This is a genomic window from Marinibium conchae (genome assembly GCF_015595035.1).
Lineage (GTDB): Bacteria > Pseudomonadota > Gammaproteobacteria > Enterobacterales > Alteromonadaceae > Glaciecola.
Window position 1 is genome coordinate 245,569 of the sequence record NZ_JADNRN010000001.1, and the last position, 16,014, is coordinate 261,582.

The following is a 16,014-nucleotide window of genomic DNA, read 5'->3' on the forward strand; positions in this document are numbered from 1 at the left end:
GTAAGTCGCAAAAATGATGTTGGCAAAGCGAGCAACCAAGCAAGGGCTCAATATAAAATATCCAACGAGACTACCCATCGTATGGGTTGCGTTTTATTCTACAATGCTATTATTGAGTTTACTGTTCTGCGCTCCCTATAGCTATGCTTCGAACAAAGCCGATGTAAGCATGTACACCAGTATACTCGAAGATAAAATAACCCCGCTCAATAAGCGCATTCAACTCTTACTCGAGTCCCCGCCACGGGAATTAGAACCTGATAATAAAAAAGCTTTTTATCATATGGTATTAAGCCAACTTTATGCTCAGGCTACACAGCCATCCAAGGCCATAGACGAAGCTAAAAAGTCTCTTTTGCTGATCAATGAGAAGGAGTTTCCTGACTTATTTCACTTATCCAAGGTAACTCAGGCGAATGCGCTCAATTTAGTACAACAGGGTGAGTCAGCTATTGATAGTGTTAGCGCTGCGGTTGAATGGGCGCTCAGTTCCAATAATCAAGAGCTACTTGCTCAAGCACAGCTCACGCTCGCAAATATTTATCTTCGAGGCGGTCAATTCAGCTCTGCTCGAGATAACGCTTTAGCTTCCTTAACGGTAGCAAAGGAAATTGGCTCCATCCGCTTGAGCAGTCAAATAGCAGAGGTACTAGCTAATACTTATGCCCGCCAAGGCAATTATGAGCTCGCAAAGAAATTTTATATAGAGTCTGCTAATTACGCGGAAACAGCCGCTGATCCAATTGGTTTGAGTTATAGCCTGTTTGGTTTGGGGCGTATGCAATTATTTCTAAAAGAGTATGCTGAATCTGAACAGAGCTTTTTGCGCTCTAAGATTTATGCAGAGGAATCCGGAGATGAGTTAGGTGTTGCTTATGCGCTTGATTTTTTGTCACAACTCTTCTTTGAAATGGGAAATTATGACAAGGCCAAAGACTATCGCTTGCAGTCATTGGTCGTGTTTGAGGAAAAGCAGTCAGTATTTAGTGAACGTCAAGCGCTGTTGCACATGGTGAAAATTGCAATTGCTCAGTCTGATCTCAGTACTGCGCTTATTTACTATGAAAAAGGTCAGTCGCATCCTTTTCAGCGAGTAGGTGAGGGTTTTCGGATAAATGAGAAGCTATATTATTCGCAAATTCTGGCTCTTCAGGGAAACTACCAGCAAGCCTTCGAGCTACTGAATGAAACAGTAAAAGTAAAAGATGCTCGAACAGTAGCAGCACGACAAAAAATGCAAGCAGAGCATATTAAGCAGATGGAAAGTGAAGTACGTGTCAAAGAAAACAAACTATTGGCTTCTATCTCCAGCGCGGAAAAGAAATATGCACAACAGCAAAAGCAACAGCGGCATCGTGTTGTGATCCTATATATCTGTGTATTATTAATAAGCGTGTTTTTTATTGCGTGGTTTGTTTCTTCACGACGCAAAAAGACTTTTTTACTTGAGTTGGCAAATACCGATAGCTTGAGTGAACTGGCTAATCGACGTCGGGTACTCGAACTCATGAATCATCAAATTGCGCTGGCCCATCGACATAAAACCCCTTTCACTGCTGCGCTGCTCGATATCGATCATTTCAAAAAAATCAATGATACGCACGGCCATGCAGCGGGTGATGCTGTACTAAAAGGCTTTGGGCAGCTATGTAAAGTCATGTTTAGGCATACTGATATTGTTGGTCGAGTCGGTGGCGAGGAGTTTGTCATTGGCTTTCCTCACACACCTTGTATTGTTGCCGAAGAGGCATTACGTGCATTCAGTCGAGAATTCGAAAACTTAGGTGAGGCGATAGGCTACCCTGGTTTAAGCTTGAGTATCTCTGCGGGGGCAGCAGAGTTGGAATCACAGGCTGATGCAGAAGCTTTAATCGCTGATTGTGACAAGGCTCTTTATGAGGCTAAAAAAGAAGGTCGTAAGCAAGTTCGGCTCTTCGTATCTTAGGCTTCGGTAATGCTGACTGGGTCGTTAATAATTTTTATCGGCAACAGTATTTCACAACCCAAACCTGATGTTTGTGCCAAGGGATTATCGAGAAAACGAATTTCGCCATCGTGCAAATTAACAATAGCTTGCACTAGAGCAAGACCTAAACCGTTGCCACTGGTCGTGCGGCTTTTATCAGCGCGATAAAAACGTCGCGTTAGCATATCAAACTCTTCTTCGTTTACGCCAAGCCCAGAATCATAACATCTAAAAGCTAGGTATTTTCTGTCGCCAATTTTGGCGTAATCGAGCGTGAGCAAAATACTGCCGCCGGGGTGATTAAATTTAATGGCGTTGTCGATAATATTTGCATAAGTTTGAAAAATAAGGTCTTTATCGCAAAACATGATGGCATCATCGACGCTTATTATTGTTTCTAGGTGGATTTTTTTATCTTCAAAGATGGGACTGTATAGCTCGATAACGTCGGTGAGTATTTGCTTTACATCTACGTTAGCGAAGGCGCTGGTTTTGTGTTCGGTTTCTAAATCGGCAATCCTTAGCAAGGAGTTGAATATAGACAGTAAGTTATTAGATTCACTTAACAGTGCTTCTTTTTCATCGCTCGGAGCAATTGCTTCAATGTGTGTTTTAAGGCGTGCAAGCGGAGTTCTTAAATCATGTGCGATATTGTCGGTAACTGATTTGATACCTTCCACTGAACTTTCGAATTGCTCTAATAATTTATTTAATGAAATGGTGAGCTTGCTCAAATCGTCCCAATTGCTATCAACTGGTAAGCGTTCGTTGAGCCTTCCCGTGATAATGATGTGTTCGGCTTTTTCGGATATAGTATTGATACGATTAACGACGTAATAAGCAACCCAAATACTGGTTGCTGATATTAAACACAGAACCAAGATCATTATCCAGCCAAAGGTTTTGCCAACCCATTGCACAATTTCGATGTCATCAATATTTCGGCCAATCAATAACTGATGCCCGTTGGTAAAGGTCATGATCTTAGCGATTACGTCATATTGGTCGCTATCCTTGCTGCCTATTTTTATCGACAACATGCCATTCTTTACAGCTTGTGTTCCTTTCTCTGGCCAGAACAGCATGTTGCCCGCGACGAATTTATCTTTGTCTGTTTTTAAATGATAGAAAAAGTCATTTCCGTTTTCTGCAATCCTATCATTGAGTGCATTTTCAACTGCTTTCGCGCCAGCAGCTCGGTAAAGTGAATTAAAGCCTCGGATATCTGAATTAATGGCAGCTTCCGACTCTCTAATTAAGAGATCGTCGTTTGAAAGGATAAGAAAATAGGTAATAAATACCACACCCATCATCAGCAACGAGGTAAAAACAATACTAAGTGTAAAGCTTGAGCTTTTTCTAAAAGCAGAAATGGCGCGCACTAAAAGTTCCTATGCTTGGTTTGGGTCGGTAACTAAGTAGCCTGAGCCCCGAATAGTTTCAATAATAGGATAATCAAAGCCCTTATCTATTTTATTCCGTAAACGGCTTATGTGCACATCAATCACGTTTGTTTGAGGGTCAAAATTGTACTCCCAAACCTTCTCTAAGAGCATGGTTCGAGTCACGATTTTGCCTTTATTTTTCAATAGGTACTCCAATAGCTTGAATTCTTTTGACTGTAAATCAATGAGTTGTCCGCCACGACTTACTTGGCGATTAATTAAGTCGAGCTTTAAATCACCTAACTCTATTGAGGTCAGTGCAGTCTTTGACGCAGACTGCCTTGACGCTACCACCTCAACTCGCGCAAGTAGTTCTTCGAAAGCAAAAGGTTTTGTCATGTAGTCGTCGGCACCGGAGCGCAGGCCTTTTACACGATCTTCTACCTTATTTTTAGCACTGAGAATAACCGCAGGTGTTTGGTCACCGTTGGCGCGTATGGTATTTAGCAGTGTAATGCCGTCAACAAATGGCAGCATACGGTCAAGCACGATGACATCGTAGTTTTTCGATGACGCTAAATCTAGGCCCTGTTTTCCGTCGTTTGCTACGTCTGCACTGTGGCCAGAGTCTTGAAAACCTTTATGAATGTAATTAGCAACCGTGGTATCGTCTTCTACTATCAATATTTTCATTTTTTACCGTTTATGGTGTTAGTAAAGCAAGTAAGTTGTGTTTTATACACATGTAAACAAAATATAGACTGTTAAGCTTAAAAAAGTAACCTTTAGGAGTATGTTAGTGACCATTGTTGTTATATGTTTAATTATTGTGGTGTTTATGCCTATGTTGGCGAAAGTACCTCTGGCCATTATGATGAATCGTTCTGGTGGCTATGATAATCGTTTGCCACGTTTACAGCAGCAATCATTAGAGGGATTTGGTGCTCGCGCTCAAGCTGCTCATCAGAACTGTTTTGAGGCAACGAGCTACTTTGCTCCAACCATATTATTGGTATTTACTTTAAACGCCATCGACCATACGACAGCCTACCTCTGCATCGCCTTTGTAGTAAGCCGTCTACTCTATCTTGTTTGCTATTGGGCTAATTGGCATATTTTAAGAAGTTCTGTATGGCTGCTAGGCATGGCAAGCGTGGTTGCTCACTACTACTTTTTATTAGCTTAATCGTCGGAAGCGTTTACTGGCAGGGTAGGGGCTGAAGTTCGGAATATCGCCCTTACTTGTTATGGCTTGCGTTTCTTGCCAGTATTCTGGAGTCATGATGTCGCCATGTAGTTCTTTCAGAATATCTTTAAACTCCTTCTTGCCAATAATGAAATGCTCGAATTGCTCCGGGAACACATCTGTTGGGCCTACTGATAGAGTATCGATTGCGTATGGGTCGTCGCTTTTGGGGATAGCTCTAAACTGACGCTGCGACATGTAACATATTTCATCGTAATCATAAAAAATAACCCTCCCGGTTTTGGTCACACCAAAGTTTTTATGCAACATGTCTCCTGGAAACACATTTGCTGCCGCGATCTGTTTAATACATATTCCTAAGTCGTCAATGACTGCGCGGATTTTTGATTTGTCTTGTTCTTGTTGCAAATATAGGTTCAGCGGTGTCATTTTCCGTTCAATGTAAAGATGAGAAATGATCACTTCATGCTCAGTTATGGTTAAACTGCTGGCACAGGTTTCTTGTAAATAGTGTAAGAGCTCATTATTGATTCGCTGCTTCGGAAAACGAAAGTTGACGTATTCGTGGGTGTCGGCCATGCGACCCACGCGGTCGGTTGTTTTTACCAAGCGATAACGGTCTTTCACATGCTCACGAGTGATTTTTTTACTTTCAGCAAACTCATCCTTTATCACCTTAAATACGACGCCATAGCTAGGAAGATGAAATACTGTCATGACTAGTCCCTTAATCCCAGGGGCGAGTGCTAACTGGTCTTCGGAATTCTCAAGGTGTTGCAAATAATTGCGATAAAATACTGTTTTTCCATGTTTGTAAAAGCCCAATGCCATATATAATTCAAAGTGCTTTTTATGCGGTAGGAGTTCTTGAAGAAAAGCGACAACTTCAGCTGGATATTGCGTGTCGGCCATGAAGTAAGAACGAGCAAAGCTAAAAATAACACTTAAGTGACGGCGTTCGGTAAGCAAGGCGTCAACCATTAACTTGTTATCTTCAGAGCTTTGTAAAGCAATCACAAAAGGTAGGGTTTCATCAGGCATGCAAATACGACCCACCAAATATGCAGCCTTTCCACGATAGAAAACGGGGCGAAGTATTTCTACGGTGTGAACACTCGCTAACGCTTCAGGGCTTAAACGTTCTCGCAAAGCCTTATCAAGATTGTCTAGATCAAGTTCATGGTTGTCGAATGCGATATTAAAACGGAAGGTTGCAAATATCTGTTTGTACATATCGCGAACGGTGCCGGTGGTATCGAAGCTATAAATCACCTTCTTGCGATCTGGGCCCGGCAAATAGCAGCGGCTAGGTAAAACAAACATGATCTCGTCGTCAATTTTACAGTGTTTAAATATCCGTCCAATAACTGAGTTGTAAAAAGTTTCAGCTAATTCAAATTGCGGGTGGTTGTTAAGCAATTTTGCATAATGTGCCTTAGACTCTCGCCAAAAACTCATTTCTTGTTGGCGCGGGTGGACCTGTTCATAGAGATCAATAACAATATTGCTAATACTTTGCTCATAGATCGCAATTCGTTCTTTTACTGCCGCTTGTGACGCTGCCCATTGTGCATTTTCAAAGCGAGATTTGGCTTGTGCGCTTATTTTACTAAACCACCTATATGACTTGTCAAAACCAACAATCACTTGATAAGCAAAGTGCTGGGCTTGCTCTTTCTCATCACGCTTGTATTTATCTGGTTTTGAGTTCATCTGATTCCTTTTGAACAAGCCATGTCGCTTATTGTCTATATGAGTATAATAACCGTAAACCTAGCGTTGTCGCATAAAAGAAAACTATAGTTGTGATACTTACGGATGATAGCGCTGTAGCAACTGCCATGAGGAAGCCCTAATTTGATTTTAAGTACTCTGGACAAACTATTTTTTGGGCTAACCCTGTTGTTTGCCTTGCAAGTCCCACAATTTACTGACCAATATTATCAGTTCATTGCAGGAGTGCAGTCTTCGAACCAATGGCAAATAGATGGCTATCAACAGGTGGCAAACAAATACAATTATGCTTCCATCGAGGCAATGATTGCACATCACCTTAACAATGAGGTAGACAGTGTGCGTGACGATGCCTTGCAAAAACAACAGACTATTGCCCGTTTTAATGCGATAGAAAATGGTTTAAGCATTTTCGAAAAAGGTAATCTTTTGCAAAAGCTAGCATATATCGCGTCGGCGAATGGGCGAGAGTTTGTGGGTCCTACCTTAAAACAGTTTAGCTTTGGGTTGCCAATTAGCACTGAGGGGATTGTATTTGGTGTCGTCTTTGGCCTCTTGTTAAATCTCCTGTTTAGTGCGCCTGCTCGGGTTATCGTTAAAAAGAGAAAGGCGCGCAAACAACATGCCAAGCGCTAATTCGCAACAAGTAACCAACACGACTCAGTCAATCGTGACTTAATGAGTATTTTGCGCCTAGCGAACTCATGTCATCAGCAATTTACTCGCTGATATAATAAGTGATGCTAAAAATCGATTTATATCACCCATAAACACATTTCTTTATTGACATATAGACGTCTATACGGCAAATTGAAGGCATGAAAACAAAAACAAATACTAACGACAGTGTACCAATGATAATCCGTGATAATTCCATCACGATGATCGGTATGATGATTACCATCCTTTTGAGGGGCGGTCGTTAGCTTGCGCAAGTTTAAAAGTTAACGAAAGCCCGCACTAAGCGGGCTTTTTTGTATGTGCTTTGTGGCGCTAGTGATTCAAGCAAACAAGGATAACTCGCGCGCAAAAGTACAAAATAGCGCGAAAAGTAAGATAATTTTAGATATTAAGAGTACAGGAGCGACAAATGAAGGTTTTAAAGTTTGGTGGGTCAAGTCTAGCAGATGCAACAAGATATATGCGTGTGCTAGAAATTAGCACCGCTACACACCAAACAGAAGGCGCTGCTGTTGTGTTGTCAGCGCCAAAAGGCGTCACTAACGCTTTGTCGCTACTTTGCGAACAAGCTGAGTCTGGGGCTGATTACGGCGAGCTTTTGGCTAAGCTAAATATGACTTTACACGGCATTGCCGACGAATTGAATAAAACGCTGAGCAACTTTGCTTATCAACCACTAAGCGATTTTATAAAAGCTAAACTAGGAGTGTTAGAAGCTCAGCTTAAAGGTATCAAGTTACTCAAAACCTGTCCTGAACAAGTTACCGCCACCATTCTGAGTTTAGGCGAATATGTGAGTGTGCGTATTTTCAGTGAAATCCTTTCTGCTAAAGGCATTGCAAATGAGATTGTCGACCCTGTTGAGCATATTATCGCTCATGGAGACTATCTCGACAGCATAGCCGACCTTAGCGCAAGTAAGGCGCGTTTCAGCGATGTTGATTCATCTGGTAAAAAACTACTTATCATGCCTGGATTTGTTGCTGTTAATGAGGAAGGAGAGAAGGTAACCTTAGGCCGCAATGGTTCTGACTACTCTGCTGCTATATTGGCCGCTTGTATCGGTGCATCGTGCTGTGAAATTTGGACCGACGTAGACGGTGTTTACAACGCTGATCCTAATCAGGTCGACGGTGCTGTTCTACTAGACAAACTCACTTATCAAGAGGCCATGGAGCTCTCTTACTTTGGCGCTAAAGTTCTGCATCCAAAAACCATAGGTCCTATTGCGCAATACAGTATTCCCTGCTTGATTCGAAATACTTTGAACCCAGCTGCGCCTGGCACACTTATTAGCCATGAAGCAAGTGAAAAATGGACCAGTGTAAAGGGCATATCTCACCTAGAAGATGTAGTTATGTTCAATATCGCTGGGCCAGGCATGAAGGGCATGGTAGGTATGGCGAGTCGTGTTTTTGATGTGATTTCTACTGCTAATATTTCAATTAGCTTGATCACCCAAAGCTCGTCTGAATACAGCATCAGTTTCTGTATTCAACAAAAAGATGCCGACCGAGCGCTCGATTTACTTGAAGAAAGCTTTGCACTTGAGTTGAACAATCAGTTGTTAGAACCAATTGAAGTGCGCCGAGAGTTAGCCATTGTGACCTTAGTGGGCGATGGTATGCGACAGTCGAAAGGAATGGCGGCGAAATTCTTCAGCGCACTTGCGCAAGCTAGAGTCAATAACGTTGCTATCGCTCAGGGCTCTTCTGAGCGTTCGATCAGCACCGTGATTGAAAACGCAAAAGCGAAAAAAGCAGTCAAGGTTATCCATCAAAATTTCTTTACCAAGAAGCATACTATAGATGTGTTCTTGATTGGTTGCGGTGGCGTGGGCTCAGAATTACTTCGTCAAATAGCGCTGCAACAGCCAAAATTGTTGAAGCGTGATATCAAGCTGGAAGTATACGGTATTGCGAATAGCAAAAAATTGCTGCTTGATGCCAATGGAGTTAATCTTAATGAAGACTGGTCGGCGTCGTTAAATGATGCTGAAGAATGCTTCTCAGTTGCTCGAGTTCACCAGTTTGCGAACGACAATAGCCTGGTAAACCCAGTTATTGTTGATTGCACTAGCAACGAAAATATTGCTGATTTATACATTGAAATGATGACCTCAGGTTGTCATGTTGTCACTCCTAATAAGAAAGCGAATACTGGTAGCATTGCCAGATATCATGCTCTGCGCCGAACGGCTCAACAAACTAATCGCCAATATCTTTATGAGACTACTGTTGGTGCCGGATTACCGGTTATTGACAACCTTCAGAAACTGTTTGCTTCCGGTGATGAATTAGAAAGCTTTGAAGGGATTCTGTCGGGTTCTCTTTCCTATGTGTTTGGAAAGCTAGATGAAGGTATGAGTTTATCTGATGCCACTATAACGGCTAAAGACAACGGATTCACCGAGCCTGATCCACGTGATGACCTCTCGGGCATGGATGTTGCTCGCAAACTATTGATAATGGCAAGAGAGTCTGGGCTTGAGATTGAATTGAGTGATATACAAATTGAGTCGGTGTTACCCGATAGTTTCGATGCGCAAGGGAGTGTCGACGCCTTCTTAAATAGGCTGCCTAGCCTAGATGACGCGATAGCAGAGCGTGTTGCAGCAGCAAAAAAAGCAGGTAAAGTATTGCGCTACGTAGGTTCTATTAAAGACGATAAGTGCAAGGTTGCGATCCAGGAAGTCGCACTTTCTCATCCTTTAGCTGCCGTTAAAGATGGTGAGAATGCATTAGCTATTCACAGTAAATATTACCAGCCAATTCCTTTTGTTATTCGAGGCTATGGCGCGGGAGCAACGGTAACCGCGGCTGGTGTGTTTGCTGATGTACTTCGTACAATGCCGTGGACACAGGATTTCGCCTAATGACAACACCGAGAAAAACAAAAGCATTCGCGCCAGCGTCAATTGGTAATGTGAGTTTGGGCTTTGATTTACTTGGTGCTGCACTTGCGCCAGTAGAGGGTGAATTTTTGGGCGATTGGGTTGAAGTGACGGACGCAGATAATTTCGATCTGACAGTCGATGGCCGCTTTGCGCATAAATTGCCTGCGGGTAGCGAAAATAATATTGTGACTAAATGCTATCACTACTTTCAAGAAAAGTTAGTTAACGCGGGCTTAGCAAAATTAAACGTAGCGCTCCACTTACACAAAGCATTGCCGATAGGAAGTGGTCTTGGCTCAAGTGCAGCCTCCATAGTGGCGGCATTTTATGCCTTGAATGAGCATGCGCACGCCCCCTTTGATAAAGACACTTTGCTCGAAATGATGGGCGAACTTGAGGGGCAAATTAGTGGCAGTGTTCATTATGATAATGTTGCGCCAAGCTATCTTGGTGGGCTCGTTTTAATGACAGGTGAAAGCTCACCTTTAGCGGCAAAGCTCCCGTGTTTTGATTCTTGGTATTGGGTTGTTTGTTATTCCGGTATCTCAGTATCGACTGCCGAGGCACGGCGTTTACTGCCATCAGAATACAACTTAGCCGATACGCTAAGTTTTGGGCGTCAACTGGGCGTATTTGTTCATAGTTTGTATGCAGGTGATGAAGAATTAGCGGCCAAAATGATGACAGACGTGATTGCAGAACGCCATAGAAAAGCGCTATTACCGCGCTTTGATGATGCTCGCTCGGCGGCATTTGCTAACAACGCGCTTGCTTTTGGTATTTCTGGGTCAGGGCCGACGGTGTTTGCTGTCTCACGCTCCCTAGAGGATGCTAGAGCAACGCAGGCTTGGCTAGATGCAAATTATATTCAGAATGAAGACGGTTTTAGTCACGTGTGCAAGCTAAGCTATGAAGGCACGCACACTCAAACAAGGTAAGTAATTTATTTGGCAAGTGTTTTGCTAGCCTTAATACAATACATGTAATAACGAGTAGCGATTTTGCTACCAGACAGGGTTAAAAAGTGAACTTAGTAAATTTAAAAGATGCCTCTGACAAAGTAAGTTTCTCGGAAGCGGTAAAAAAAGGTCTTGGCAAACATCAAGGTTTATACTTTCCACAAAGCATAAAACCTTTTGATAACATCGATGAAATATTGGCCTTGCCCTTAGTTGAGAGAAGCACAAGAATTCTACAGCATCTTATTGGTGACGAGTTAGCGCCAGAGCTCATCGAGACCATCGTGTCAACGGCATTTCAGTTTCCAGCACCCTTAGCAAAAGTCACTGATAATATTCATTGTTTAGAGTTATTCCACGGCCCAACCTTGGCATTCAAGGATTTCGGTGGGCGCTTTATGGCGCAGTGTTTGGCTAATATTAGTGAAGGTAAGCCAATTACTATCCTAACGGCTACTTCCGGTGATACGGGAGCCGCAGTTGCGCATGCTTTTCACGGTATTAATAATATTCAGGTGGTTATTCTATATCCCAAGGGCAAAATCAGCCAATTGCAAGAGAAGCTGTTCACGACTTTGGGTGGGAATATACATACTGTGGCAATAGAAAGTGACTTTGACGACTGCCAGCATTTGGTGAAAGCGGCTTTTGATGATCCTGATGTGCGGGATGGGTTGCACTTAAACTCAGCGAATTCTATCAATATCAGCAGATTGCTTGCCCAAGTATGCTATTACTTCGAAGCAATAGCACAGCTTCCAAAAGAACAGCAAGCGAAGGCTGTGTTTTCAGTACCCAGTGGAAACTTTGGCAACCTTACTGCAGGCGTTATCGCCAAAGCACTAGGTTTACTAATAAAACGTTTTATTGCAGCAACAAATTCTAATGATACCGTGCCTCGTTATTTACAAACAGGCGAATGGGAACCAAAGCCTACCGTAGCAACCATCTCGAACGCGATGGATGTGAGTCAACCTAACAACTGGCCACGTATTGAAGCGCTTATTGAACAAGGTTATATCGATAAGAGCGCGATAGTGGGCGAGGGAATTGACGAAGAGTATACGCAAGTTGCTATGCGCCAGTTATCAGCTTTAGGCTATGTCTCTGAGCCACATGCAGCGATTGGCTATCGGTCACTCTCTCGCTCATTGCAAGATGACGAAGTGGGGATTTTCCTGGGTACAGCACATCCAGCGAAGTTTAGAGAAACAGTGGAAAATGTATTAGGTCAGCCTATTAGCTTACCGCAGCCGTTAGCTGACTGTGTCGGTAAAGCTGATTTCTCAGTTGATGTTGATAACAGCTATGAAGCACTTAAAAAGCACCTGTTTTCAATTTTAACGTAGATAGACATGGAAGCTTGGTCGTCACTATTAGGTGAGTTAACACAAAAAGCCTATTTCTTGGAAGCAATGGCCTTTGTTGAAGCCGAGCGCCGTGCGGGAAAAGTCATCTATCCACCTCAAGAAGACATTTTTGCAGCCTTTGAGCTTAGCACTCCTGAAAATACTAAGGTAGTCGTGTTAGGGCAAGATCCCTATCACGGCCCCAATCAGGCACATGGCCTGAGCTTTTCAGTTCGCAAAGGAAATAAGATACCACCATCTCTTCGCAACATTTATAAAGAGCTAGCGAGTGACATCCCGAGCTTCAGTGTACCAGAGCACGGGGATCTTACGAATTGGGCTGAGCAAGGGGTATTGTTGCTCAATAGTGTACTTACTGTTGAGCAAGGCCAAGCTCATTCGCACAAAAATATCGGTTGGCATAAATTTACCGACGATATTATTTACGCACTCAGTGAGCAGTTTAGTGATTTGGTGTTTATTTTGTGGGGTGGGCCAGCACAGAAAAAAGAAAAGCTCATAAATGCGGATAAACACTTTATTCTAAAGGGCGTGCACCCATCACCTCTCTCCGCGCACAGAGGTTTTTTTGGATGTAAGCACTTTAGTCGAACCAACGAATATCTGCGCTCAGTGAATAAGCAGCGCATAGATTGGCAGCTCTAGTATGACAACAAAAGTATGACAACAAAAAATGCCACCCAAAAGGGTGGCATTTTTGTATATTTTATCGCATTTCGTCGAGTTCGTATTCTAAGTTAACATCCATATCAGAGAGTTCTCTCTGCAAGCGATACTGTTCATGTATTGCTTCAATTTCTCGCCACTTGCGTTTTTTGCTTTTAGTTTTTACTGGGCTTGATTCGTTATCGATGATAGATAGTATGTCTGATCTTTCCACGGGTATCTCCTTGTCGAAACCGCTTGCTACACAAACAGTAGAACAAAAAGAACTGCCTACTGCTTACGCTATCTTTTGTAACATAAGCAGTAGAAAAACAAAAGCTAATAGTTAATATTTTATTAACTTTTATTTAACAATCTTAACAAGGCCAATAGAAATTGAGTTGATCTATGCACGGGATTTAGCAAATTTGGCGACGAGATTAGCCGTCGATGCGTCAAGCTTACTGTTATCATTTTTATCAAGAATAACGTCAAGCACATCATTGCCTAATACTTTTCCTAACTCTACGCCCCATTGGTCAAAGGAGTTTAAGTCCCAGATAGCACCTTGTATGAGCACCTTGTGCTCATACATAGCAATTAGTGCACCTAGGGTTTTAGGGTCGAGCTGTTCAAAAATGAGTGTATTGCTCGGTTTGTTTCCAGGCATAGTTTTGTGCGCTGCAAGCTCGCTTCGTTCTGACTCTGATAGCCCTTTGCCTTCTAAGTCTTTAAAACACTCTTCAAATGTTTTTCCTTGCATCATGGCCTGTGTTTGCCCGAAACAATTGGAGGCCAGCATGGCGTGATGCGTGTCATTTTGATTTGGAACTCGCAATGGGAACATGAAATCGGCTGGGATAGGCAAGTTACTTTGATGTATCAATTGGTGAAAACTATGCTGTCCGTTTGTTCCCTCACTTCCCCAAATTACAGGGCCTGTGCCGTAATCAACTGCTTGCCCATTCAAGGTGGTCGATTTGCCGTTGCTTTCCATATCGAGTTGCTGAACGTAGGCAGGTAAGCCACGCAAATAGTGATAATACGGCAGTAAAACATGTGACTGTGCGCCCATGAAGTTCCTGTACCATATACCTAACATAGCCAAAATAAGGGGGAGGTTTTCTTCAAATGGCGCAGTTTGCACATGTTCGTCCATGTCGAAAGCGCCGCGCAATATTTCTTTAAAGTTATCAAAGCCAATAGCAAGTGAAATGGGTAAACCTATTGCTGACCACAGAGAATAACGACCACCTACCCAATCGGCCATCGGGAATACATTTTCGGCAGCCATACCAAAGTCGGTTGCTGCTTTCACATTCGACGAGACCGCTACAAAATGCTTAGCGATATCATCGATTGTAGTGCTATGTTGCTCGGATTTTTGCTGTAAAAACCAAGCTTTAGCCGTTAAGGTATTTTGTAGTGTTTCTTGAGTGCCGAAAGACTTCGATGACATGACAAACAAGGTTTCTTCAAAGCAACACTCGGCTAGAACATCTTGTATATGACAAGCGTCGACATTCGCGACAAAACGCACATCTACTATATTGTTGCGATAAGGCTTAAGGGCTTCGCTGACAATTTTTGGCCCAAGAAACGAACCACCAATGCCTATACTAACCACCTTTTTGATTGCTTTTCCTGTGCAGCCTTTGTGTGCTCCTGAAAGCACACTCTTAGTAAATGCTTCGACTTTGTCTAGCGTGGCGAGAACGCTTGGCATGACGTCTTCGCCGTCAACCATCACTGGCTTTCCTGAAAAATTTCTCAAGGCAGTGTGCAGTACAGCGCGTTTCTCAGTGGTATTAATTACATCTCCTCTAAACATCGCTTCAATTTTAGCATTGACTTTACGTTGTTCAGCGAGTGCTTTTAACTGCTCTAATACGTCGTCGGTGACGAGGTTTTTGCTATAGTCGAGAGAAATACCACAGGCATCAGCGCTGTATCTATCAGCACGCGAGGGATCGTTTTCAAACCAGTCTCTCATATGCTGTCTTTTGGTTTTTGCTGCAAGCGCTTCTAATTTGCTCCACGCATCAGAATGACGAATACGTTCCATGGTAAATCTCCGTGTGTAGTTTAAAGCATATCTCTTAATAAGCTCTCGAGCTTAACTTGGTCGGCAGCGAAATTGCGAATACCCTCGGCAAGTTTCTCTGTTGCCATCGCGTTTTCGTTCATGTGCCATCTAAACTTGCTTTCTGAAATGGGCTCGCCAGCGTTCTTAGCTTTACCGTTATCGACAAGATAAGGCTTAACCTTTCCTTCAGTGTTTGACAATTCCTCTAATAGCGAAGGGCTGATAGTGAGTCTATCGCAGCCAGCCAAGCATAGAATTTCGTCGATATTTCGGAAGCTAGCTCCCATTACTACCGTTTTGTAACCATGTGCTTTATAAAAATTGTAAATTTCGGTAACAGAAATGACACCCGGGTCTTCATTCCCTGGGTAAGACGCTTTACCTGTACTCGCTTTGTACCAGTCTAGGATACGACCAACAAAGGGAGATATTAAAAACACACCCGCTTCTGCACAGGCACGCGCTTGAGCAAAACCAAAAAGTAAGGTTAGGTTGCAGTTAATGCCTTCTTTTTCAAGTATCTCAGCGGCTTTAATGCCTTCCCAAGTTGATGCAATTTTGATCAGGATGCGAGATTTATCAATCCCCGCTTCTTTATATAGTTTTATTAGTTTATGCGCTTTTTGCACTGTGGCAGCGGTATCAAAACTCAAACGAGCATCTACTTCAGTTGATATGCGACCCGGAATAACATCAACAATTTCTTTTCCGATTGCTACAGCAAGTTTATCGCCAGCGTCAATGATTTGTTGCTCAGCATCACTTGATTGCTCAACTGCCCATTTAACGGCATCTTCAATGAGTGTTTTATATTGTGGAAGCGATGCTGCTTTCAACAACAGAGAAGGGTTTGTTGTTGCGTCAACAGGTTGGTACTTTTTTATCGCGTCGATATCGCCTGTATCTGCAACTACTGTGGTTAGCGCGCGCAATGATTCAAGTTGTGATGTCATTTTTTGAGCCTTAAATGTGATAATTACGAGAGTAAGTTAATTGTTACATAGAGTACCGTTTGTGTGGGTTTCTGGCTAGGGTTGAATCATTGTTTTTATATTATGAAAATAAGGTTTTTTCCTTGCATTTAG

The 16,014-nt window shown here is 42.7% G+C and carries 13 protein-coding genes; 7 read left to right on the forward strand and 6 right to left on the reverse strand.

Annotated elements, in window-relative coordinates; all coding sequences use genetic code 11:
• Positions 1-13: 13 nt before the first annotated feature.
• Positions 14-1,945, forward strand: a complete 1,932-nt coding sequence (locus ISG33_RS01015) for a tetratricopeptide repeat-containing diguanylate cyclase (protein WP_195731720.1) — start codon at positions 14-16, stop codon at positions 1,943-1,945.
• On the opposite strand, the gene ISG33_RS01020 is transcribed toward ISG33_RS01015, so the two are convergent.
• Together ISG33_RS01020 and ISG33_RS01025 are read right to left on the reverse strand one after the other, a co-directional pair.
• On the reverse strand, positions 1,942-3,348 hold the full coding sequence (locus ISG33_RS01020; RefSeq protein WP_229333409.1) for a sensor histidine kinase: 1,407 nt from the start codon (positions 3,346-3,348) through the stop codon (positions 1,942-1,944). The two genes, ISG33_RS01015 and ISG33_RS01020, sit on opposite strands and share 4 nt — an antisense overlap.
• Positions 3,349-3,357: 9 nt before the next feature.
• Positions 3,358-4,044, reverse strand: a complete 687-nt coding sequence (locus ISG33_RS01025; protein WP_195731721.1) for a response regulator transcription factor — start codon at positions 4,042-4,044, stop codon at positions 3,358-3,360.
• A 100-nt stretch (positions 4,045-4,144) separates the two neighbouring features.
• Between ISG33_RS01025 and ISG33_RS01030 the strand changes: the two genes are divergently transcribed.
• Positions 4,145-4,537, forward strand: a complete 393-nt coding sequence (locus tag ISG33_RS01030; RefSeq protein WP_370545286.1) for an MAPEG family protein — start codon at positions 4,145-4,147, stop codon at positions 4,535-4,537.
• On the opposite strand, the gene aceK is transcribed toward ISG33_RS01030, so the two are convergent.
• Positions 4,529-6,271 carry a bifunctional isocitrate dehydrogenase kinase/phosphatase gene (gene aceK / locus ISG33_RS01035; protein WP_195731723.1) on the reverse strand — a complete coding sequence of 581 codons (1,743 nt, stop codon included), beginning with the start codon at positions 6,269-6,271 and terminating at the stop codon, positions 4,529-4,531. The genes ISG33_RS01030 and aceK overlap by 9 nt on opposite strands.
• Positions 6,272-6,415: 144 nt before the next feature.
• On the opposite strand from aceK, the gene ISG33_RS01040 reads away from it, so the two are divergent.
• From ISG33_RS01040 to ung, 5 genes are all read left to right on the forward strand, one after another.
• Positions 6,416-6,928 (forward strand): DUF2937 family protein, encoded by a 513-nt coding sequence (locus ISG33_RS01040; RefSeq protein WP_195731724.1) that lies wholly within the window; start codon positions 6,416-6,418, stop codon positions 6,926-6,928.
• Positions 6,929-7,382: 454 nt separating this feature from the next.
• A complete protein-coding gene (gene thrA, locus ISG33_RS01045; RefSeq protein WP_195731725.1) occupies positions 7,383-9,848 on the forward strand; it encodes a bifunctional aspartate kinase/homoserine dehydrogenase I in 2,466 nt (821 codons plus the stop codon).
• Entirely contained in the window at positions 9,848-10,807 is a 960-nt protein-coding gene (gene thrB / locus ISG33_RS01050) for a homoserine kinase (protein WP_195731726.1), read from the forward strand. The genes thrA and thrB overlap by 1 nt, the downstream gene beginning before the upstream one ends.
• 86 nt (positions 10,808-10,893) lie before the next feature.
• A complete protein-coding gene (thrC, locus tag ISG33_RS01055; RefSeq protein WP_195731727.1) occupies positions 10,894-12,177 on the forward strand; it encodes a threonine synthase in 1,284 nt (427 codons plus the stop codon).
• A gap of 6 nt (positions 12,178-12,183) precedes the next feature.
• Entirely contained in the window at positions 12,184-12,843 is a 660-nt protein-coding gene (ung, locus tag ISG33_RS01060) for a uracil-DNA glycosylase (protein WP_195731728.1), read from the forward strand.
• A 61-nt stretch (positions 12,844-12,904) separates the two neighbouring features.
• Here ung and ISG33_RS01065 read toward each other — a convergent pair whose 3' ends face one another.
• From ISG33_RS01065 to tal, 3 genes are all read right to left on the reverse strand, one after another.
• Positions 12,905-13,078, reverse strand: a complete 174-nt coding sequence (locus ISG33_RS01065; protein WP_195731729.1) for a DUF3545 family protein — start codon at positions 13,076-13,078, stop codon at positions 12,905-12,907.
• A gap of 171 nt (positions 13,079-13,249) precedes the next feature.
• Positions 13,250-14,908, reverse strand: a complete 1,659-nt coding sequence (pgi, locus tag ISG33_RS01070) for a glucose-6-phosphate isomerase (protein WP_195731730.1) — start codon at positions 14,906-14,908, stop codon at positions 13,250-13,252.
• A gap of 20 nt (positions 14,909-14,928) precedes the next feature.
• Positions 14,929-15,882 carry a transaldolase gene (gene tal, locus ISG33_RS01075; protein ID WP_195731731.1) on the reverse strand — a complete coding sequence of 318 codons (954 nt, stop codon included), beginning with the start codon at positions 15,880-15,882 and terminating at the stop codon, positions 14,929-14,931.
• Positions 15,883-16,014: the final 132 nt, after the last annotated feature.

Excerpts from the sequence above, each read along its gene's own strand:
- tal (WP_195731731.1), bottom strand. The coding sequence starts at position 15,882 with ATGACATCACAACTTGAATCATTGCGCGCGCTAACCACAGTAGTTGCA.
- aceK (WP_195731723.1), bottom strand. The coding sequence starts at position 6,271 with ATGAACTCAAAACCAGATAAATACAAGCGTGATGAGAAAGAGCAAGCC.
- pgi (WP_195731730.1), bottom strand. The coding sequence starts at position 14,908 with ATGGAACGTATTCGTCATTCTGATGCGTGGAGCAAATTAGAAGCGCTT.
- ISG33_RS01025 (WP_195731721.1), bottom strand. The coding sequence starts at position 4,044 with ATGAAAATATTGATAGTAGAAGACGATACCACGGTTGCTAATTACATT.
- thrB (WP_195731726.1), top strand. The coding sequence starts at position 9,848 with ATGACAACACCGAGAAAAACAAAAGCATTCGCGCCAGCGTCAATTGGT.
- ISG33_RS01030 (WP_370545286.1), top strand. The coding sequence starts at position 4,145 with ATGTTAGTGACCATTGTTGTTATATGTTTAATTATTGTGGTGTTTATG.
- thrA (WP_195731725.1), top strand. The coding sequence starts at position 7,383 with ATGAAGGTTTTAAAGTTTGGTGGGTCAAGTCTAGCAGATGCAACAAGA.
- ISG33_RS01015 (WP_195731720.1), top strand. The coding sequence starts at position 14 with ATGATGTTGGCAAAGCGAGCAACCAAGCAAGGGCTCAATATAAAATAT.
- ung (WP_195731728.1), top strand. The coding sequence starts at position 12,184 with ATGGAAGCTTGGTCGTCACTATTAGGTGAGTTAACACAAAAAGCCTAT.